Below are 20,291 nucleotides of genomic sequence, written 5' to 3'. Positions count from 1 at the left end.
AGATCTACTTTTTATTTGGAATATGAACAATAAAGGTACTCCCCTCTCCCAATGTGCTATCCACATCTATGGTTCCTCCATGAGCCATCACAATTTGATGGGTATAGTATAATCCCAATCCAAGCCCCTTTACATCATGCACTTCTTTATTCCCAATCCTATAGAACTTTTCGAAAATGCTCTTTCTATCCTTTGGTGCAATGCCTTTCCCATTATCTTGAATGAATATTACAAAGTCATCACCCTTTAATTCCGTAGCAATTTTTAAACGCGTTCCTCCATATTTTACGGCATTTTCCAATAAGTTTATGGTCGCTGTGGTGATATAGAACTTATCTATTCTAATAGTTGGGGAAGGATCTACGAGTTCTTTCTCGATTATTAGTTCCTTGTCGGCTTGGGCTATTTCAAAATCGGAAACAATTTGGGATAAATAGATGGAACTCGCTACCGATTCTTTATTCAGTTGTATCTCTTTATACCCCAAGCTATTATGCAGTACTTGATCTATCAATTTTTGAAGACGTACATTTTGCCTTTCAATGGTGTTAATGGTACCCTGAATTATTTCCGGGGTTTCTAGCACCCCATCCTTCTTCATCATTTTGGTGGCCAATGATAGCGTGGCCAATGGGGTTTTTAACTCATGTGTAATATTATTGACAAAATCTGTTTTAATGTCCGCTATCTTTTTTTGCGTAATTAGGTTCTTTATGGAATAATACAAAAGCCCGAAAACAAATAGAAAAATGGAAATGGAAATAATAAGCAGTCCTTGCAACTGATTCAGAACAATTCGTTTCCAACCATCGATATTCATAATATCCTCGGTTTCGAACTGAAGGTCATAACCTCTTGATACCGTACTATCTGCTTCTTGTACTTGATATGTATGATCCGTTAACCAAAGGGAATTACTAATCCTATGTCCGTCTTCACGTTCAAAGGAATCCCCAATTAATCTAAATCCATCCTTGGATGGTTCACTATAAAACAGGGTGTCGTTTTGAAGACTGTCAAGAATGATGATGGTTTTTACCCGCTTTTGAAACTGAAGGTCATAAGCCACACCGTTCTTTTTCATTTCCGCCTTGTAAGCGGTCCGGTATTCTTCATCAAGGGAATAGGTCTGCCTTTTAAGCTGGGCTATCAAAGAATCCTTCGTTAGCAAATCTTGTTCGTATTCTGAAACCGAAATGAGAAAACGATCCTGCCATACGTCATTAATAGAATCTAGGACAGGTGAAAAATCATCAAGTCGTGAGATGCTCTTTCGGGTTTCATTCAAAAAGGCATCCTTCTTTAATTTATAGGTGTTATTGATGAGATAGGCTTGAATGGCAGAAAATGCGAGGAAACCAACTACGGAAGCAATGATCAAAATATTGATTTTTTTCACCATTTTGTAAAATTACCATTTAAAGGCAATTAGCTGGAAAAAAGGTAGTCATTAACCTATCATTAACCTTGCAGATACCGACGCTATAATGCCGTTGGCTTTTTTATATCTCAAATAAATGATCGCAACTATCTGCAAAACAAATTGTTACATTTTTGGCACGGCTCTTGGTTTATCACTAACCAAATAGCGTATGTCGCACCGCTTATTGTGTGACTAACCCTAAAATCAGTGATTATGAAAAAAGCACTATTACTTGTAGCCCTATTCCTAGGAGGAATGACTACGCAGCTAACGGCTCAACATCAAGGAAGCCACACTACGATCAAAAAAGGGAAGAAACATCGCTATCACAATTCGCAATCCGTAAGTTTTGTCGAAAATGGTGTTCTCTTCACGGTATATACCGACGGTACCTTCGATTTCGAAGAAGCCGCCATCTGTGGAACACCATACCAATATGAAAGACGAAACCGTAATGTGGTGTACTACCAAAATTCCAACTTTAGACGTGGAAGGAGAGGTTATAACAATAATCGATTGCGAGTTAAAACAGATATTTACGGAAACATCATTGGTGTTAATAATATCCGTATCGGTTACAAACGAAACGGGAAAGTAAAACAGATTGGGAGTGTTCCTATTTACCACCAAAGAGGTTTTATGGTACAAGTTGGAGGTATGTCTATAGAGTACAACCGTTTTGGTAAAATAAGAAGGACCTATGGTACCATAAACAGACAGAACAGAAATGTTTGGCACGATGATTGGTATACATATAATGACTACGACGATGACTGGAATGATTGGGACAATGAAGTATGGGAAGGTCGTAGAATCGTAAAGAAATAAGTTAAGTTAATATATAGTTTTTTGGTTGGTTAGTTTTTTTGAATAACCCTCCCGAGCTCCCCAAGAGTGAAGGAGGGTTTCTTCTTTTGGTAAAGCCCGTAAAATATGGGTTTTTAATTTTTGGCACGGTGGTTGTTATTAAAAAAGTGTACACGCCCAACCAAAATATAATGGCAAGTACAACCTTTAAAATTAAGATTATGAAAAAAGTAACAGCACTCGTATTGGGATTGTTTTTAGCAAGCTTCACAGTAAATGCTACAGAGAACGCTCCCGTTGAAACCTTCGGAAACTTTTATGATGGAAGTTCTTACATCTTCGTGGAAGGTGGCGTTGAATTCTCCGTATTTCCAGATGGTCAGTTCGACTTTGTCTATGTGGGCAACCGCGAAAGCAACGTAAACGTTAATGTTAACACGCCTGGTGTGAGCATCTCGTTCAACTCAGGATTCGATTACGACGCTTACGTGCAATATGATGACTACGGTGCTGTCATACAAATAGAAGATGTTCCTGTTTACTATGACAACTTTGGTCGTATCGTTCAAGCGGGCGATGTAGAGATTCGCTATACCAATAGACGCATTGTACGAGTTGGTGGTCTTCGGGTTTTCTATAATAGTTATGGATACTTCGATTACTGTACCGGCTTTGTAAGCCCATTCTATAGAACTTATGTATATCGCCCATGGCATGTATATTATGCAAGGCCTTTCTACAATAGATGTGTTGTATACGATTTCCCATACAGACAGTATTATGCTCCTGTACGTTATAGCTTTGCTTATCACAGGAACTACTATAGAAGCGGTCGCAGATCGTACATTAACGGAAGACGGGACTTTTACCGTCCTGGAAGCCGCATTCACTATAGAAACGGTAGAACTGCGATAAACAGGGATTACAATCCGAACAGAAGAAATACCGCAGTGGCAAGAAACGGACGTGGTAATAATAACTCACGAGGAGACATAAACCGAAGAGGCGATGGTGCAAGGAGAGGTGAAGTAGCAAGAAGGGGCGATGGTTCTCGTTCAAATACAGCAACGGGCCGCAGTGGGCGCGAGATTAAAAAAGAGAGAAAAGCTACAAGACCCGTAACAAGAGGAGATCGTGGTACGGTGACCAATAGAGGAAATTCCCAAAAAAGAAGCACCACTACACGTCCTTCTAACAGAAGGGGTGAAGTAGCGAAGAACAGTAGCCAGACAAGAACACAGCGTTCTGGAAACCGTTCGGGAAGTAATGTAAAAAGATCTTCTACTAAAAGAAATAATACCTCTGTACAACGAGGGACTCCATCTAATAAGAGAAAGTCTACCTCCGTACAAAGAAGTGCTCCTTCAAACAAGAGAAAGTCCAATGCGACAAGAGGAGGAAGCTATAAGAAAAGTACACCCAATCGTTCTAGGGGGAATGTGAACAAGAAAAGTTCTACCTCTAGATCAAGGGGATCTGCTCCAAGAAGAGGGCGCGGATTGTAAAAGTTTTTGGTTGGTTAGTGAGAAACCCTCAAGATGCTTCGGCAGATTGGGGGTTTCGATTTTTATAGCTCTTTTATAAGGGTAGCCATTTTCTCGGTTAAAGCCACCCTACTATATTGCTGGATATCCCTCGATAGCACACGTAATTTACTGTGCTTATAATTATCGAACAACTGTAGCAGTTCCTGTTTAAGTTCCTCCTCTTCACTATATCCGAAATACCTACCAGACTGGGTTTCATCCAGAATCTTTTTAATGTCGGTTCCTTGTGGCCCAAAACCCAGAATGGGGCGTTCAGCCCTGAGATATTCGAATAACTTGCCAGGAATAATGGCCTTGGTTTCTTCCTTGTCCATCTCGACCAACAAAAGCACTTGGGCATCATGTTGTAGTTGAAGTGCCTCCGAATGCGAAACATATCCAGGTAATTCGGTAAAATGCCGTAATCCATGTTCCTGTATCGATTCCTTGATCTCTACCCCAACGGTTCCAACTAATTTTATCTGTAAGGATTTCTTGAAATCTTCATGCTCCTGGACCAAATTGGATAACACTTTCCAAAGCACCTCTGGGTTTCTATTGCTTAATAAAGATCCAACGTGCACGATGCTAAATTTGTCGTCCAAATTTGAGTGAATAACTTCCTGCGCATCAAAACCATTGGTAATAACATGTATAGGATTGGAGGTGATTTTTGCAAACTCAATTTGAGTATTCCAACTGGTAACCACTACCCTATCCGCCTTTGTAAGTACTTCCTTTTCCAAGCGCTTGTGTTTTTCTGCAGATGCTTTGGACAGTTGTAAGGATTTATGGTAATGAATGGTGGTCCAAGGATCTCTAAAATCTGCAATCCATCTTACTTTCAATGCATCCTTTAAATGCATTCCGATTAAATGCAAGCTATGCGGTGGACCCGTAGTGATAATGGTGTCTATGTCTTGCTGCGTCAGGTATTGTTTTAGAAATTTAACGGAAGGCTTCACCCATCCTACTCGAGCATCTGGAATAAAAAGGTTACCCCGCACATATAGCATGAACTTTTCGAGTGCAGAAGGTTTTTTTTCGGTAATGATCCCACTGCTAATTTGTTTTGTTTTGCTTTTAGAAAACCACTTGGCAAAGCGATAGGGTTCCTTTATGGGGAATTTGATGATCTCTACATCCTCGGGAACTTCTTTTACAAAACTTTCATCCTGCAATGGATAATGTGCATTATCTGGTACGAATACTACTGGCTCAATCCCGAATTCCCTAAAATACTTGACAAATTTGAGCCAACGCTGTACGCCTGGCCCTCCAGCTGGTGGCCAATAATAGCAGATAATGAGTACGCGTTTCATTAGTCTTTACTCTTTGTGCCCTTATCCTTACGGTTTTCTATATAAAGCCCTCCAGCCAATATCAGGAAGAAAAGTATGCTACTTCCCAATGCCATCATACTACCGGTCTTCACTACCTTGGGTTCAAACCTAAATTCAATTTGATGGATTCCACTAGGTACTACCATAGTTCGTAAGGTGTAATTCGCCCTAAAATATTCTGCAGGATTACCATCTATGTAGGCGTTCCAACCATGTGGATAATACATTTCAGAAAACACTGCTAATTGATCCGACTTTGTAGCCGTTTCGTATACCATTTTGTTTGGTGCAAAGCTTGAAAGGTCTATGGTTGCTGTAGTATCACGCGGAATATTCTTGGTAGGAATTTTAGAAAGGAAATCGGTATGAATCACAGCTGTCTTTTTGGTATTCAGACTATCCAATAACATTATTTCCTCATCGGCATTATTAGCAGGTACTACGTTTTCAACAAACCAAGCAGGTCCATTCGCAAATGGATTCTGTTGAACCTGCGGCTGACCGTCATCACCTGGAACTATAATATACTTTACGTTGAGCATATTTAGCATGTTCGGGTTTATTTCGGTCAAATAGAAATCGGCAATGTCCTGCATACGCCCTGGTTTTGCTGCGTGGTATCCACCCAATGCATTATGATAATAACTCGCCTGCCCACTATTGAAGGCGTCATTGCTCGCATCGAACACCCGATAATGGCCCTCATCCTTTAGAATCTGGGTATCTGCCTGACTTGGTGGGAAAGGGCGCTCCATGACCTTCGCATTTACAAAATTATCATTGTTAATGTACCTCCAATCTACTGAAGCTAGATCGAATACAATTAATAAAGCCAATGCTCCAATAGCATACATTTCCTTTAGTTTCTTAGTATATACCAACCAAAGTACCCCAAAAGTTAAGAGTATAAGTATTAGTGAACGAAGGGCATCCGTAACCATAACGGAAGCTCTGTCTTCCCTAACTGCATCCATAAAGGGCACGCCCATTTGTTCGATGATTAAATCGTCATAAGGTCCAGTATATCCCAGTGCCGAACTGAAAACCACTAACAACAAAACAAACCCGCCTACAATACCACCCGCATATAGCAGGGCTTTCTTCTTAGCTTTTGTATCATGAAAATCGTTGAAAAACTGATGCAATCCTACTACCGCAAGTATAGGTAGCACCAACTCGAGTATTACCTGAATGGAGGACACAGCCCTAAATTTATCGTACAGTGGCACATAATCGATAAAGAATTCGGTCAGGAACGATAGGTTTCGTCCCCATGAAAGCAATAGGCTCAATAGTAGTCCAGCTACAATCCACCATTTCAATCGGCCACGGACCAAAAATAAGGCCAGTACCGCCAGGAAAATGATAATGGCACCAACATAAGCGGGTGCCGCTACAAATCGTTGATCTCCCCAATAAAAAGGTATTTGATCGTTCAAAAATTGCTGTGCCTGCTGCTTTGTGGCACCGGTCTCCTTCATTAATTGTTCGGCTGCGGCAGAATCATCAGGAAATCCATCACCAGAACCTCCTCCCACAAAACTTGGGATCAATAAATTAAGACTTTCCAGCTTTCCGTAACTATATTCGGTAATATATTCGTAGCTCAATCCGCTGCCTCCCTCTTTAGGAGATCCGTCCGAATTGATGGTAAGATTACTTTTTCCACGCGTAGATTCCGCAGCATATTCCTTGGTAGCCAGAATATTGGTGGCATTCAGTCCCAAGGCAAGAACCACGCCCAAAGTCATTATCCCAACCGCTTTAAAATAATGCGGTAGCATATTCTTTCTATACGCATCGATGAGATAAGCTACTCCCAAACAAACCACTAACAATAGTAGATAATAGGTCATTTGAAAGTGATTGGCGACCAACTCCAATCCCATGGCCACCGTGGTGAGTAAAAAGCCCCAGAGGTATTTGCCCCTAAAGGTTAGAATAATACCACTGAGCACCAGAGGCATATAGGCTATGGCATGGGCTTTTGCATTATGCCCAACTCCCAAAATAATGACGAGATAGGTAGAGAAACCAAATGCCAATGCCCCTACAAATGCAAGTTTATAATCGACCTTCAATACCAAAAACAGAATATACATCCCTATGAAATACAGGAATAGATAGTCTGCCGGCCTTGGAAGAAAGCGAAGGGTTAAATCCAGTTTCTTTATGTAATTATGTGGATACTTAGCTCCCAATTGATAGGTAGCCATACCACCAAATGCACTATTGGTCCAATAGGTCTCTTCCCCGGTTTTCTTACGGAAGTCATTTTGCTGTTTGGCCATACCCGTGTACTGCACAATATCACTTTGGTAAATGGCTTTACCCTTTAATACGGGGCTGAAATATGCCAAAGAAGCTATAATGAAAAGCACTAATACGATTACATGGGGAATAAACCGCTTAAAATTGAACTGCATACGTGTGGAATTAAGATCGAGGGAAATTATAAAAAATATGCAAGATAGCTGCTATAGGAAGCTGGTTATTGAAAGGGAAGGACACTTTACAAGGTAGTCTTAGTCAATCTCTTCAAAGTCAATATACTCCCCCACTATTTTACCATTGGATTTGGGTATATCCTTACTCGGTTCTGTCTGGGTTTGTCTGCCCTGCCCAGGGCCTTGACCATCAAAAGGGGCTTGACCAAACGCACTTTCGAAGCGCTGTGCTGCCTTCTTTGCTATAAACCTCATGGCGTAGGGTGCCAACAAGCGAAATAAAAACTTGAGGGTAAAATATACCAAGAGGATGATTAAGATCGTTTTCAAAAAGGAAATCATAGCTATTATTATGATTTTCAAAAGTACTGAAAGCCTCGCAAAAAGACGAAAACTAGCTATTAAATAAATGATAAAATCTTATATCTTTGATCCAAACCAAATTGCCATGCGCATCCTACGAAACTTATTCATTATCGCCTTGTTATGCCCTATAAGTGCGATGGCTCAGTACACAGAAATGATCAATACCAACCGTCCAGGGGTCTCCCAAGGAGCTTTTTCGGTAGGTAAAAATGTATTGCAGTTCGAAACAGGTTTTGCTTTAGGAAAAGAGAAACACGAATTATTACAGACCGAAACCAATGCCTTTGCATGGGATTACAGCATACGCTACGGTTTTTTCAAGGAGGAATTGGAAGTTAGCTTAATTGGTATGTATCAACGCAATTCGGTGACAGATAGCCGTGGGGTGGTTCCCTTCGAGTTTAGTGAAAGTAATTTCAGAAGTAATACCCTTGGTGCCAAATACCTGGTATACGATCCCTACAAGAAAAAAGTATTGGAGGGGCCAAATTTATTGAGTTGGAAGAAGAACAATAAACTTCAATGGTCCGATCTTATTCCGGCAGTTTCTATTTATGCGGGTGCCAATTTCGACTTTGCCGATAATCCCTTTACCCCAGAACAGGAAAGCAGTATTAGTCCAAAGGTGGTTCTGTCTACCCAGAACAATCTTATTGGTGGTTTTGTTTTCGTTACCAATATTGTGGCAGACCGAATTGCAACAGATTTTCCCAGTTATGGTTATATTTTGACTTTAACACATTCTACAAATGCCTACTTTTCTGTGTTTGTTGAAAACCAAGCATTTAAAAGCGATTTTTATGCCGATAATATATTACGGGGAGGTGCTGCGGCACTCATAACAAAAGATTTACACGTAGATCTCTCCGTTTCTATTAACTTTAAGGACACTCCTTCCCTATTTTATGGCCGTGCTGGAGTGGCTTATCGTTTCGATATGCACGGGAGTGATGAGTTTATTGAAGAGAAAGGAAAAGCCGGAAGGGAAGCCAAACGAGCCGAAAAGGAAAAAAATAAAGACCTGAAGAAGAAAAAGAAACAACTGAAAAAAGACAAAAAACGAAAGGACAGTTTGGAGACCGATGATGATGGCGGAGACGGAGGACTGCAATAGAAGAAGTGAATGCCTATGATTGACATAATTACAGTAACCACACCAAAACAGTTAAAGCAATTTGTTACTTTTCCCTTTTCCCTTTACAAAGACTGTAAGTATTGGGTTCCCCCACTAATAAAAGACGAAATGGAGACTTTGGATGCCTCCAAGAATCCTGTATTTAAAAATGCTGAAGCTACCTATTACTTAGCGCATAAGAATGGTAAGGTCGCTGGACGCATTGCTGTTATCATTAATCATCTGGAAATTACGGAGCAGGAAAAGAAGAAAGTGCGTTTTGGTTGGTTCGATGTTATAGACGATATCGAAGTGACCAAGGCCCTATTGGAAAAGGTATATGAAAAAGGACGTGAACATCAGTTAGAATATGCCGAAGGTCCTGTTGGTTTCTCCAATATGGAAAAAGCTGGAATCCTGACCAAAGGTTACGAAGAAATGAATACCATGATTACTTGGTACCATTATCCTTACTACGCTGAGCATTTTAAGCAATTGGGCTACGAAAAGCAGGCTACCTGGGTAGAATTTCGATTAAGTATCCCTCCTTCCATTAAGGAAAAAGTAGCCAAGTTTTCCAATATTGTGAAGAAACGTTACGGCTTATCTGTGATACGTTTTAAGAATAAAAAGGAAATTCTCCCCTATGTAGATGCTATGTTTGGGTTGTTAAACAATACCTATAACACCCTTCAGACCTTTGTGCCGATACAGCAGTACCAAATAGACTACTACAAGGAGAAATATTTTAGCTTTATCCATCCAGACTATATCACCTGCATTAAGGACAAGGAAGGGAAATTAATTGCCTTCTCTGTGGTGATGCCTTCCTTTAGCAAGGCACTTAAGAAAGCAAATGGCAAATTAATGCCTTTGGGCTGGTGGCATATACTACAAGCCCAAAAGAAAAATGACCTTGCCGCTTTCTATCTTATAGGAATCGATCCCGAATACCAAGGAAAAGGGGTTACGGCTATTATATTCGAGGAAATGCAATATCTCTTTAACTCTAAGGGAATTGATACGGTAGAAACCAACCCAGAATTAATAGAAAATACGGCAGTACAGTTGTTATGGAAGGATTACAATCCCGTCCAGCATAAGGAGCGAAGTACGTTTAGAAAGGTGTTGTAGTTTCCTTTTTTAGATGTGTTTTTTCGTTGAATAGGGATTGCTATAACGGTAATTTATTTTAATTCATTTCCAAGATGAAATAATCTCTGCCAACCTTTCCACTTGGGCTTTGTCTAGTACTCTCCAATAATCTAGTTCTCGGTTTATGGAATACATAAAATTACTTCTGCAGCCCCGAAAAAACAAAATTGAAATTAGTACCAAAACCCCAACAATGATAAGTTGTCCTTTTAAAACAACTTCATCCCCAAAGAAATAAATGGTTTTGGCTATAGACAATGCCAAACCAATAAGGCAAGAAATAAACAAATAGAAAAACATAATCCCCATGGATTTTGGAAACCTAAAGTAATTAAGCTCCGCATCGTAATACTTCTTCACAAAAAAAGATTTGGACATAAAGTCGAAAGCCTTTTTTCTTAGCCATTGGTCCTCCATATGGTCAATTTCCACTAAGCGCTTAGAATCTATACCATATTGATTCATTTTATCCATGACGATTTCCAACCAATTTTGGTCAAAGTTTTTACCATTAAACAAGGGTTTGGTTTCTATTTTGGTGAACAGCATCCTTTGCAACCGTCCCATGGTAATAGGGAATAGCAAACCAATGAATATAGCCGGCAGCAATGTACTTTCCATGCCCTCAAGTTTCTGATAGGCTATATAATACAGCATGAGACTTAAAAAAAGCCCTGGGATATAGATTCGTAGGCTTTGGTTTAGGTTTAGTTTCTCCATACGAAACCGATGTCTTTTTGGTTAGTATGAACAATATACAATTTATAAAGAAGAACCAATGAGCCTTAAACTTAGCCACCATTATATCTTCTGAAAACCTAATCCATTTCCAATGTAGGTGTTACACAGGAAATAATCTGATTGTTTACAGATGCACCCACATAACCATGCCCCCTTTGGTAGTAAAACTCAAAGGTTCCGCCTTGCAGGGTTGCCTTGATAACCATTAGGTTTTCGTAATTGCAAAAAGGGGTCTTAAACTTGCCATCGTAGGTAATCACTTCGTAGGTACCCATGCCATCGGCAGTTTTCCAAACATGGCCCACCTTAAAATTGGGGTTAAATCGTACCGTTTCTGTCTCACAACAATCTTCATATTGATAAACTACCCCATTCTCCTCCCTAAGATATAAGGCATCTGTCGCATTATTCTTCCATTTTTGTTGAAACGTTACATATATCTTTCCTTCAATTTCTTGGGTCCCTAACTTGGTTTCTGTATAGTGGGTGTCTGCCCAGAAGATTTTCTTTTCATTCAATCCCAAAGGAAAATAGCTTTTATCTTCAGAGGCAATACAAAAGCCTTGACCCTCTACAAATTGTGCATAAGATGTACAAGAAATGAATAGCAATAGTATGAGTATTGAATTTTTCATGCGTTGTTTTTTTATGGGTAATTAAAAATTCTATTGATACAGCACATATCTGGGCGGTTTCAGTCCATTTAGTCGCATATACACAAGCATTTGTGCCCGGTGATGTGTTATATGATCGGCAAGTAACAATAATATTTGCCTTTTTGTTCGGTCTAATCCAAAATAGTCCAGTCTTTCATCAAGTTTTATGAGGTCAAATTCTTTAATGAATTCCATGGTTTTATGAAATGTTCTATCGATTGTGGCAATCATTTCCTCCTTGGATTTGTGGTCCACCTTAAGTTCTGTATCTGTATTCCAATCCCTTGGTTCCCTTCCGCCCATCAAAGATTCACTATGCCAATCCATAGCCCAGCCAATATGCATGAAATGTGCTGCAAAGCTCATGGACTCAGGTGTTGCTTTAAATTCATATTTGTCTTCGGGCATGGTTTCTGCCACAAGAAGGAGGTACTTCCTTGAATTTTCCATCCTTTCCAGATATTCCCTAATAAAATCATTTTCTTGGGCAAAAAGAGGGGTGGCGCATAAAGAGCTGAGTAAGATTGAAGTTAGTATCAATAGATATTTCATCGTGCTTTTTCCGTTGTTTGCCATAATATATGCGAGTATTTGTTGTGATGAGTAATGGCCGGGCCGATCTCATGTATTTCACTAAACTAAAGTAGAATATTTCTATCGCATTTCATCTTCTTTTTGAAATTTGAAAAAAATATAGTATTATTGTGATATCAAAATAATATCACTATGACGAACGAAAAATCAATTAAGGCACGTAGCGGGTATGCAATGCTCTTTGTATTAATAGCACTGATTGCAACCCTAGTAGTAGGTTTAGTTATCACCAAGAACGCATGGTTTATAGCCATGTTTCCCCTTATCATTCTGGTTATCAAAGGCTTTTTTATTGTGAATCCAAACGGATCGAAGGTATTGGTACTCTTTGGGGCGTATAAAGGTACTGTAAGGGATAACGGCTTCTTTTGGGCCAACCCGTTTTATACCAGGCGTCGCATTTCATTGAGAGCGAGAAACTTTGATAGCGAGCGCGTAAAGGTGAATGATAAAATAGGAAATCCAATTATGATCAATGTCATTTTGGTGTGGCAGGTTAACGACACCTATAAATCTGCTTTCGATGTAGACAATTATGAAGAATTTGTTCGTGTACAGACCGATGCCGCTGTTCGCAAGCTTGCTGGTTCGTACCCCTATGATAATTTTGATGATGAAAGGGCCGAATTAACCCTTCGATCCGGAATGGATGAAGTTAACGAGGCACTGGAAAATGAGATTACAGAACGCTTGGCGATCGCTGGTATTAAAGTTATGGAAGCCCGTATTGGGTATTTGGCCTATGCGCCCGAAATAGCCAATGCCATGTTAAAGAGGCAACAGGCCGTAGCCATTGTTGCAGCCAGAAAGAAAATTGTGGAGGGTGCCGTGGGAATGGTAGAAGATGCACTGAATCAACTTTCTGAAGATGGTATTATTGATTTTGACGACGATAAAAAAGCCTCGATGGTCAGTAATTTAATGGTCGTTTTATGTGGTGACAAAGAGGCTATTCCAGTAGTGAACGCTGGAACGCTAAACGCTTAATTTGTGAGTAAAAGGAAGTCATTTGTATTAAGAATAGATCCCGAAATGTTCAAGCTAATTGAGAAGTGGGCGGATGATGAATTCCGTAGCGTTAACGGACAACTCGAATGGATCATTAATAAGAGTCTCAAAGACGCCAAACGGTTACCCAATAAAAGTAAGAAAAAGTAAAAATGATGACTATTGGGGGACTATCGGTATTGAGTTACACACTTGAATATTAGGGTTTTACATAAGAAAAAGCATTACTCCCCTTTTTTAGGTCTTAGGTCTTCAATAACCTGGGCATCTACCCAATAAATATCTTGATTACTGGTATAGAACAAGTACCTACCATCTAAGGTGACATAGGGACACAGTTCATGGTGAATTGTATTTATTGAAGGCCCCATAGATACCGAAGGCGTCCAGCTGCCATCCTGATTTTTAAAACTAATGTATAGATCACCACGCCCTAAACCTTCGGGGCGCATACTGCAAAAGATAATATAGGATTCGTCTGGGGCCACAAACACATCTGCTTCATAATGTTCCGTATTAACAGCATCACTTAACGCAACGGCTTCCTGAAATTTGCCATTTATATAAGTTGAGTAGTAAATATCCTGGTCGGACTGTCTGCGTTCTTCGGGTGCATTTTTATTTGATGCGAAGTACATGGTACCCCCATCTGTAAATGAAATATAGTATTCATTTCCTTCAGAATTAATATTAGACCCGGCATTTATGGGTTGGGACCAAGAATCGTTTTCCCTTTGCACATACCAGATATCATGGTCCTTTAACTCCCCTTCTCCATCCATAGCACGTTTCGAAATAAAGTAGAGACGCTGCTCGTCTGGCGATAGAAAGGGATCGTTATAACCGTAGCGATCATGCGACAGGAGTGTTATGGGCTGGCTCCATTGATTATTTACTCGTTGGGTAAAACGTATTTCGCTTCTTCCTCCCACATCTACCCCATAATAAAATTCGTCCCCAGCGGCATTGAACACAGAACCAAATTCATATTCTTCGGTAGAAATAAAATTGGGGGCAAACACCTGCGGGGTTTTCCCTGGGGGCGCTTGTCCAATTAGATCGCCGTATAACTTAAAGCGCCGTATACCCCTAATGCTGGCTCCATTAGACACCAACCAATCGTAAATACTATCTGCTTTTATTCGCTTTGCAATTTCTAAGGGACTGCTTCCCCTATCATTTACGCCATTAATATCCACTCCATCTGTCACCAGTTTTTGGACAAAGTCGAGATTACCATCAAGAATGGCACGTTCCATAAATTTGGCGCCGTATTTCGTTTTCCAGGAGGTATTCGTTTGCAATTGGGCCAGCGCATCGAAAAGGGTATCGCTTTTAAACCTTACCGCCATATACATGGCTGTAGCCCCCTCATTATCTTCGGTATGTATATCTATTCCTTTTTCGATCAAGTATTGAAACACTTGTGGCCTACGACAAGCCACAGCCCAATGCAATAAGGTACGACCACGGTTGTCCTGTGCATTTAATGGTTCCGATTGCAATAGGCTGTCCAGTCTAGCCATATTGCCTTGGCAGGTCGTACGATAGCGGTTCTGTGTAATCCCAGAAAAGGAAACGACAAGGCACACTAAAAATAGAAGAAGGTGTTGGTTTTTCACGAATCTCTGTATTTAGATACTGAAGGTACAACGTATTTTTATAGTATTTATGAGCGTTTGAAACCCTTAATTTTTTCTTTTATAGGAAACAAGCAATTTATTTGGTGTCGCTTGGCAAATAATCGTTCTATCCCGTTTATAAAATTAAAAGCTTTCTCCTTTTCGTTGACGAAAAGTCGCACATACCCTTTTCTCGGCCTGTTTATGAAATAAATATCTATAATGAGAACTGCCTTATATTCATTCGGCGTTCCATCCTCATCATATACTTCACTATACCTCCAGGAAGTATCTAAGAATTTATCAAAGGTCCCTAGCTCTTTGAGAGCCATAAGAAGTTCCCGGTTTTTCTTTTCATCGGATCGAAATTTCAAGCATCGTTCATTGTAAATCCCCAAGTTTTGAAGGAATCTTTCCTTAGCAAATATGCCAATTTCATAGGAAGTGTCGGGCATTGAAATTAGTATATACATAGAACCCGCAGCATTCAGCGTATTTTCGAAAGCCTTATTCTTTTTGGTCAACTCCTGCGAAAAAAGAAATTGGCATCCCAAAAAGAGGAAGAGAATGAGTAGTCTTGACATAATTAAATACTATTGTTCGCCTTTCAAAAAAACCAAAAATGTGCCCTATGTGAACATTGATCGTTGTAGTTTCAAAATTCAACGGGTAGATAAGTCAAGGAACTAACGGGTCTACCATTTATTTCACCAGGGGTAAACTGCATAGAACAGCTATTTAAAATATCTAAAGCAATGGTGTTGAGTTCTGGATGCTCCATGTCCACGGGTTCCACATATTTAATCTCCCCATTCTTTGTTAAAACAAAACTAAGATAACAGGTTATTTTCTCAGCATCGGGCTTCTTCTGCTGCCCTTCCCTTATTTTTTGTTGGTAACATTCTATCTGCTTTTGTGTAGGTTCGACTATCTGTGCAGGTTTGTCCAAGGCGCTGTACGATGCAACTATAATTTTATCGGAAGGAACTTCAAAATCATCCCTAGTTAGCTCTAAAGATGTGATTTTAACCGCTTCACGAATTTCTATATAGTCTTCAAACTCCGTAATGGCTTTCATGGTAATGCAACCATTGACTTCCTTCAATTTTTCGTACCAATTCCCAACCTTGTGACCTTTAAAGGATTCATAGTCGACTTTAATTTCATCTGAATAGAACGTAGTGCTCTTTCCATATTCCGAGTCGTAATGCACGGCAAAACACTCCCTGCCCAACACTTCTACAATGCTATCCCTATTAATTTTGGAACCATAGTATTCATAATTCGATTTTCGGGAATCACGATACGTGATATACGGTGAATCCGGAACCTCGTCATACATTCTTTTGGAAACATCATCATAAGTATATACATAGGTTACATTTCCATTGTCCAAATAGGTCGATTTGTAAAGGTTAGGTGAGATAAGGTATTTTGATGTCGATCCATTTTTGAGCGACCAAATTGAGTCGAGACTTAAAGATGTGTCCTTTAAGATTATACTCGTTTCATATTCAATTTCTCCACTAAAATATTGTGCATGAGTAGTAACGGAAAGGACAAAAAATAAAAATGTAGCTATTAGTTTCATTGAGCGGTATATGTATTAGGGTTTACAGGAATGATCTATTGTTACCTCTTCTTTCTTCCCTTAAATATAACATAGTTCCTTCTAACTGTATTGTAAAATTCCTGCATACTGGTTGGATTTATTTACAAATGTTTATGGGAACTTAAATTATACATTTTAATGTACATACAAAAGGTACTATGGCTAGCGTACTTTTTAATGGAAATGTTTCGTTTGGGCAGAAATGGAATCCTGTTCCATCAATAACCACTTCTCTTCGATGGGTTGATGGCTTTTGGCAAATTCTGAAGGTTCCATGAGAAAGAAGGAGTCATCGTACTTAAATTCAAAAGAATAGGTGGACATATCTATGACCCCACTAGACCAAGTGGCATCGCACAAATACCATTTGCCGTCTAATTTTACGGCATTCCACGAATGATTGGGCGCGACTAGCTTGTCGAATTTCGCTTTAATGGTTTGTCCGTATCCGTACACAATTTCACATTCCAACCCTACGAGATTGGCCAGTACTTTGATTAAGTATGCATAACCGGTGCACAGGGTCTTCTTCTGCATGAGCAGTTTGGTGAACGCCTTCTTTTTAAATTGATGGTTCCATCGCTCTAGTGCCACAGGATCGTCCTTTAGGCGCAAACGCTCTGCATCGTTCTCTGCTGTTAGATAGTAATCGCCAGCGATGTTATGACAGACCCAATAGTAAATAACCCGAAAACGTTCTACTTCGGTACTTAATTGTGTCGTGAAGCCGTGTGCCAAGCGTTGCATATCATACAACTCTTCACCCTTATGTCCCTTCGCTATGTAATCTGCACGCCAGAAGTCAATTTCATTGAAGTCACTTTGCTGAGCGTGCAAAGGAACAATAAAGGTGAAGATGAATATATGAATGATGGTTCGCATTCCTGGAAGGGTATTAGTTCCTCATTCCCTCCAATGGCATGGTACCTTCCTTGGTTCGCAAGGCAGCTACGACAATAATAGGATCGTCTTCTAAAAAGGGCTCTACATAAGTGGTGCCCTTGGCAATGGTAACCTCCTCCTTTTTGTATCCAAGATAGGTCACTACCAGAACATCATTTTCCTTTAGTTCTTCCGGAAACGTGAACTCCCCATTCTCATTAGAAACTACTCCAATAGTAGTGCCTTTTAGCACAATGGTTGCACCAAGCAATGGTCCATCCGTACTGGTAACCAGTCCTGTTACTACCTGTCCTTCTTGCTGCCCATATACAGGATTTGCCATAAGGCATAAGGTCATGATTAAAACAAGAAAACCGATGGGTTTTAAAACTTGCTTTGCTGTCGATGTGTTGTGTGTTTTCATAGTATACTATTTAATGTTTCCTCAAACTTAACAGTACCGCTATGGTATATAAAACACAAGTGAGTTAAGGGAATGTCCCTTTGAGTGAAGTCAGGGTTTCGTTTAGTCTAGGAATAAAAGAACATGCTTTTTTATTCGTTATTTCCTAGTGGCTTAAGGAAATTCGTATTGGCATACTCCCCTATTGTATTGCCCAAACGATGCCCTTCTTCGGAATCATACCTAAAATGGATTCCTAAATAGACCCTAGACAGGGAGGCTTCCAATCCAGCTTCCGAAAAAGATTGAAATGCACGTATGGGAGGATCCATGGGTAGCTTTTCTGAAAATGGACCTGCACTTTCCACTGTAGCTGTCCTCATTGTAAAGGAATACGCATTACCAGTTCCCAAGGTATTCGACAATACAGTCATGGCCGCAGAGCTTGCCGTGCCATGTGCAGAGGGATAGGAAGGAAATGCATAGGTATGTTTATGAAGGTTGTTCCATGATTCATCGGCAGCTGTGTCGGGATTACCGTCATTAGCTGCCCATCTAATGGCCGTATAAGGCCGCCAGTGGTTGTAATGAAACTTGTTGTCGAATACATTGATATAGGCATCATAGACCGTCAAATTCAACAACGCAAAAGTACGTGCGGCTTCCCACAGGTTTAGTTTTTCCCTCTGCAAAAGATCGCGGGCCAGACGGTTATGGGAATTCTCTACAAAATCCTTCCACCACATTGCCAGATGTGCTTGATCGGCAGATCTCACAGTGCTTTCTGTACTTCCAAAAGACTTAACTTCATTAAAAGCCTGGGTGTAGTCGGAACTTGTAATAGCTGGCGGTGGTGGCGATCTAAACTGATCTTGGCTTGTAAGCATAAAGGGATGTGCGGCTGACCAACCCGCACCAAAAACAAACCCTTCTGGTGTGCCACTGTGCTCATTGAACTCTGCATACACCCCAGGAGCCATGGGATGCCACGTATAGGCTGCCTCACCATTGTAATTATCGTTGGCTCGGTCTTCCAGTATCCTTGTAGCCGATGCCTTGCCTAAGGCAATACCTTCTTCCTTTGCTTTTCCCGGTGGAACCTTATCCAACCAAAAAGCTAGCTCCTTTTCCAATGCTTCCTTCTTATCCGGAAACTGATCTATCACTACTTCGAACGCAGCTTGGGCAGCGGCAGCCATAGGGTCTGCCGTAGGGTGTTTTTCCGTATAACCATAATGCGAATACTGAGGTTGAATGCTATTGAGTGCATCGTGCATTGCCACAAAAAGCATGGCTTCGATTCGGACACCTTTCAGTGTTAACAAACCATCTTCGGCTATGGCCATATCCATGACCAAATGGTTCCAAGCAATGGCCAAGTCGGCATTGTATTCGTTAGGATCTGTCTTTTGTTCTTTGCATCCATAGAGCATGGTGAGCCATCCCAATATAAATAGGCATACGCCCCATGATTTAACAGTATGATTCGCAGAAAGCTTCATCTTTTGTGCATTTTTTAGCTAGATAAAGATACGGAACCCTAAACCCAACAAATTTTCTTGTTATTTCAAAAAATGTGCTATTTAGCTCACTTTAAATGATATCTTATTGAATTTGAAGGGCTTTTTTAAGCTGTAATGGAGGACGGTTGTATTTTTCCTTGAATACCTTAATGAAATGTGAGGTGTTCTCAAATCCCGATTTAAAGGCTATTTCACCAATATTGAACTCGGTAGTTTCCAATAGGTATTTGCTGTATTCCAAACGTTTGTTGCGAAGCCATTTACCAGGGGGCATTTGAAAGGTTTTCTGAAAGTCCCGCTTAAAAGTAGCCAAACTCCGGTCGCTTAGCTTGGCAAAATCCGTAAGCTTTAAATGAAAGATAAAATGTTCTTCCATGATGGGCTTTAATGCCTTCTTCCCCCCTTTAGCCAATTCAATAAAATAGTTGGTGAGCAATGGATTGTTTCCACCAGTTAACAAATGTAGAATAAGCTCTTTGAACTTAAGCTGTAAAAGGCTCTTGGCCGGCGGCTGGGGTTCGGAAAAGTAATGCAACACCCCATTGAAGTAATCATGCAGGCGTTTGTTCAATTGCAGGGGAATAACAGAATCTTCTTTGGTATCCTTGTTTGGTGGATCGATCATTCGTATATCATCTTTCATCACTGACCGAATAAAATCATCCGGGGTAAAAATAAGCAGGGCACAGAAATCACCATTCAATATTTTAAATACACGATGTGCCCCATTTTTAAGGAATGCGGCATCCCCTACTTGCAAGATGTAATCTCCTCTGGGTGTTTTCCATCGTGCACCTCCCCTAATGACATAGCAGAAATAATTTCGGTCTACCCAATAGTCTACCGGCGATCCTTCTAATGGACAATCATAGGCTGTAAATAAAAGGGTGTCTACCTCAAACTTCCTGAAGGCTGCGTTGCTTTGTAAGAAATCGTCGAAATCTAACATGGTTCGTTCTTTTCAATGTCATACTGCTTATGGGTGCTTTGTCCATAAACAAAATTTGCTCAGCATATAGGCTATAATGAGAACACGTTCAATGATAGGCGCACTCATACTGGTAATTAT

The 20,291-nt window shown here is 40.2% G+C and carries 20 protein-coding genes; 6 read left to right on the top strand and 14 right to left on the bottom strand.

Going from position 1 to position 20,291, the window contains the following annotated elements; genetic code table 11:
• Positions 1-4 precede the first annotated feature (4 nt).
• Positions 5-1,402, bottom strand: coding sequence for a sensor histidine kinase (locus tag AC6JAD_RS13940; protein WP_461302960.1), 1,398 nt, complete (start codon positions 1,400-1,402; stop codon positions 5-7).
• Positions 1,403-1,636: 234 nt separating this feature from the next.
• Between AC6JAD_RS13940 and AC6JAD_RS13935 the strand changes: the two genes are divergently transcribed.
• Positions 1,637-2,251, top strand: coding sequence for a hypothetical protein (locus AC6JAD_RS13935; protein WP_461302959.1), 615 nt, complete (start codon positions 1,637-1,639; stop codon positions 2,249-2,251).
• 200 nt (positions 2,252-2,451) lie between these two features.
• Positions 2,452-3,735: a hypothetical protein gene (locus AC6JAD_RS13930; RefSeq protein ID WP_461302958.1), complete on the top strand. Its 1,284-nt coding sequence runs from the start codon at positions 2,452-2,454 to the stop codon at positions 3,733-3,735.
• A 62-nt stretch (positions 3,736-3,797) separates the two neighbouring features.
• Here the strand turns inward: AC6JAD_RS13930 and AC6JAD_RS13925 are convergent, their stop codons facing one another.
• The 3 genes from AC6JAD_RS13925 to AC6JAD_RS13915 all read right to left on the bottom strand — a co-directional run bounded on the left by AC6JAD_RS13925 (position 3,798) and on the right by AC6JAD_RS13915 (position 7,888).
• Positions 3,798-5,078, bottom strand: a complete 1,281-nt coding sequence (locus AC6JAD_RS13925) for a glycosyltransferase family 4 protein (RefSeq protein WP_461302957.1) — start codon at positions 5,076-5,078, stop codon at positions 3,798-3,800.
• Positions 5,078-7,525, bottom strand: coding sequence for a hypothetical protein (locus AC6JAD_RS13920; RefSeq protein WP_461302956.1), 2,448 nt, complete (start codon positions 7,523-7,525; stop codon positions 5,078-5,080). The genes AC6JAD_RS13925 and AC6JAD_RS13920 overlap by 1 nt, the downstream gene beginning before the upstream one ends.
• Positions 7,526-7,624: 99 nt before the next feature.
• Positions 7,625-7,888: a DUF4834 family protein gene (locus AC6JAD_RS13915; protein ID WP_461302955.1), complete on the bottom strand. Its 264-nt coding sequence runs from the start codon at positions 7,886-7,888 to the stop codon at positions 7,625-7,627.
• Between the two features lie 67 nt (positions 7,889-7,955).
• Here AC6JAD_RS13915 and AC6JAD_RS13910 point away from each other — a divergent pair, with 67 nt between their 5' ends.
• The gene (locus tag AC6JAD_RS13910) at positions 7,956-9,026 is read left to right on the top strand and encodes a transporter (RefSeq protein WP_461302954.1); all 1,071 of its coding nucleotides are present in this window, start codon (positions 7,956-7,958) and stop codon (positions 9,024-9,026) included.
• A 15-nt stretch (positions 9,027-9,041) separates the two neighbouring features.
• On the top strand, positions 9,042-10,160 hold the full coding sequence (locus tag AC6JAD_RS13905; RefSeq protein ID WP_461302953.1) for a GTP cyclohydrolase: 1,119 nt from the start codon (positions 9,042-9,044) through the stop codon (positions 10,158-10,160).
• A gap of 63 nt (positions 10,161-10,223) precedes the next feature.
• On the opposite strand, the gene AC6JAD_RS13900 is transcribed toward AC6JAD_RS13905, so the two are convergent.
• The 3 genes from AC6JAD_RS13900 to AC6JAD_RS13890 all read right to left on the bottom strand — a co-directional run bounded on the left by AC6JAD_RS13900 (position 10,224) and on the right by AC6JAD_RS13890 (position 12,130).
• Positions 10,224-10,901, bottom strand: coding sequence for a hypothetical protein (locus AC6JAD_RS13900; RefSeq protein WP_461302952.1), 678 nt, complete (start codon positions 10,899-10,901; stop codon positions 10,224-10,226).
• A 98-nt stretch (positions 10,902-10,999) separates the two neighbouring features.
• Positions 11,000-11,557, bottom strand: coding sequence for a hypothetical protein (locus AC6JAD_RS13895; RefSeq protein ID WP_461302951.1), 558 nt, complete (start codon positions 11,555-11,557; stop codon positions 11,000-11,002).
• Between the two features lie 30 nt (positions 11,558-11,587).
• Positions 11,588-12,130: a DinB family protein gene (locus tag AC6JAD_RS13890; RefSeq protein ID WP_461302950.1), complete on the bottom strand. Its 543-nt coding sequence runs from the start codon at positions 12,128-12,130 to the stop codon at positions 11,588-11,590.
• A 174-nt stretch (positions 12,131-12,304) separates the two neighbouring features.
• On the opposite strand from AC6JAD_RS13890, the gene AC6JAD_RS13885 reads away from it, so the two are divergent.
• Both AC6JAD_RS13885 and AC6JAD_RS13880 read left to right on the top strand, forming a co-directional pair.
• A complete protein-coding gene (locus AC6JAD_RS13885) occupies positions 12,305-13,159 on the top strand; it encodes an SPFH domain-containing protein (RefSeq protein WP_461302949.1) in 855 nt (284 codons plus the stop codon).
• Positions 13,160-13,162: 3 nt separating this feature from the next.
• Positions 13,163-13,330, top strand: a complete 168-nt coding sequence (locus tag AC6JAD_RS13880) for a type II toxin-antitoxin system antitoxin (protein WP_461302948.1) — start codon at positions 13,163-13,165, stop codon at positions 13,328-13,330.
• Positions 13,331-13,404: 74 nt separating this feature from the next.
• Here AC6JAD_RS13880 and AC6JAD_RS13875 read toward each other — a convergent pair whose 3' ends face one another.
• The 7 genes from AC6JAD_RS13875 to AC6JAD_RS13845 all read right to left on the bottom strand — a co-directional run bounded on the left by AC6JAD_RS13875 (position 13,405) and on the right by AC6JAD_RS13845 (position 20,171).
• Positions 13,405-14,802, bottom strand: coding sequence for an ankyrin repeat domain-containing protein (locus AC6JAD_RS13875; protein ID WP_461302947.1), 1,398 nt, complete (start codon positions 14,800-14,802; stop codon positions 13,405-13,407).
• Between the two features lie 47 nt (positions 14,803-14,849).
• Entirely contained in the window at positions 14,850-15,386 is a 537-nt protein-coding gene (locus AC6JAD_RS13870; RefSeq protein WP_461302946.1) for a hypothetical protein, read from the bottom strand.
• Positions 15,387-15,457: 71 nt separating this feature from the next.
• On the bottom strand, positions 15,458-16,393 hold the full coding sequence (locus AC6JAD_RS13865; protein WP_461302945.1) for an energy transducer TonB: 936 nt from the start codon (positions 16,391-16,393) through the stop codon (positions 15,458-15,460).
• Between the two features lie 195 nt (positions 16,394-16,588).
• Entirely contained in the window at positions 16,589-17,296 is a 708-nt protein-coding gene (locus AC6JAD_RS13860; RefSeq protein WP_461302944.1) for a transglutaminase domain-containing protein, read from the bottom strand.
• 13 nt (positions 17,297-17,309) lie between these two features.
• A complete protein-coding gene (locus AC6JAD_RS13855; RefSeq protein WP_461302943.1) occupies positions 17,310-17,720 on the bottom strand; it encodes a carboxypeptidase-like regulatory domain-containing protein in 411 nt (136 codons plus the stop codon).
• A 131-nt stretch (positions 17,721-17,851) separates the two neighbouring features.
• Positions 17,852-19,201, bottom strand: a complete 1,350-nt coding sequence (locus AC6JAD_RS13850) for a vanadium-dependent haloperoxidase (protein WP_461302942.1) — start codon at positions 19,199-19,201, stop codon at positions 17,852-17,854.
• Positions 19,202-19,304: 103 nt separating this feature from the next.
• Positions 19,305-20,171, bottom strand: a complete 867-nt coding sequence (locus AC6JAD_RS13845) for a helix-turn-helix transcriptional regulator (protein ID WP_461302941.1) — start codon at positions 20,169-20,171, stop codon at positions 19,305-19,307.
• Between the last annotated feature and the right edge of the window lie 120 nt (positions 20,172-20,291).

The sequence above is a fragment of the Aureisphaera sp. genome (assembly GCF_059726885.1).
The sequence above is the reverse complement of the archived record's forward strand: the minus strand, read 5'-3'. Positions and strand labels throughout refer to the sequence as shown.

Excerpts from the sequence above, each read along its gene's own strand:
- AC6JAD_RS13940 (WP_461302960.1), bottom strand. The coding sequence starts at position 1,402 with ATGGTGAAAAAAATCAATATTTTGATCATTGCTTCCGTAGTTGGTTTC.
- AC6JAD_RS13935 (WP_461302959.1), top strand. The coding sequence starts at position 1,637 with ATGAAAAAAGCACTATTACTTGTAGCCCTATTCCTAGGAGGAATGACT.
- AC6JAD_RS13930 (WP_461302958.1), top strand. The coding sequence starts at position 2,452 with ATGAAAAAAGTAACAGCACTCGTATTGGGATTGTTTTTAGCAAGCTTC.
- AC6JAD_RS13925 (WP_461302957.1), bottom strand. The coding sequence starts at position 5,078 with ATGAAACGCGTACTCATTATCTGCTATTATTGGCCACCAGCTGGAGGG.
- AC6JAD_RS13920 (WP_461302956.1), bottom strand. The coding sequence starts at position 7,525 with ATGCAGTTCAATTTTAAGCGGTTTATTCCCCATGTAATCGTATTAGTG.
- AC6JAD_RS13915 (WP_461302955.1), bottom strand. The coding sequence starts at position 7,888 with ATGATTTCCTTTTTGAAAACGATCTTAATCATCCTCTTGGTATATTTT.
- AC6JAD_RS13910 (WP_461302954.1), top strand. The coding sequence starts at position 7,956 with ATGATAAAATCTTATATCTTTGATCCAAACCAAATTGCCATGCGCATC.
- AC6JAD_RS13905 (WP_461302953.1), top strand. The coding sequence starts at position 9,042 with ATGATTGACATAATTACAGTAACCACACCAAAACAGTTAAAGCAATTT.
- AC6JAD_RS13900 (WP_461302952.1), bottom strand. The coding sequence starts at position 10,901 with ATGGAGAAACTAAACCTAAACCAAAGCCTACGAATCTATATCCCAGGG.
- AC6JAD_RS13895 (WP_461302951.1), bottom strand. The coding sequence starts at position 11,557 with ATGAAAAATTCAATACTCATACTATTGCTATTCATTTCTTGTACATCT.
- AC6JAD_RS13890 (WP_461302950.1), bottom strand. The coding sequence starts at position 12,130 with ATGAAATATCTATTGATACTAACTTCAATCTTACTCAGCTCTTTATGC.
- AC6JAD_RS13885 (WP_461302949.1), top strand. The coding sequence starts at position 12,305 with ATGACGAACGAAAAATCAATTAAGGCACGTAGCGGGTATGCAATGCTC.
- AC6JAD_RS13870 (WP_461302946.1), bottom strand. The coding sequence starts at position 15,386 with ATGTCAAGACTACTCATTCTCTTCCTCTTTTTGGGATGCCAATTTCTT.
- AC6JAD_RS13865 (WP_461302945.1), bottom strand. The coding sequence starts at position 16,393 with ATGAAACTAATAGCTACATTTTTATTTTTTGTCCTTTCCGTTACTACT.
- AC6JAD_RS13860 (WP_461302944.1), bottom strand. The coding sequence starts at position 17,296 with ATGCGAACCATCATTCATATATTCATCTTCACCTTTATTGTTCCTTTG.
- AC6JAD_RS13855 (WP_461302943.1), bottom strand. The coding sequence starts at position 17,720 with ATGAAAACACACAACACATCGACAGCAAAGCAAGTTTTAAAACCCATC.
- AC6JAD_RS13850 (WP_461302942.1), bottom strand. The coding sequence starts at position 19,201 with ATGAAGCTTTCTGCGAATCATACTGTTAAATCATGGGGCGTATGCCTA.
- AC6JAD_RS13845 (WP_461302941.1), bottom strand. The coding sequence starts at position 20,171 with ATGTTAGATTTCGACGATTTCTTACAAAGCAACGCAGCCTTCAGGAAG.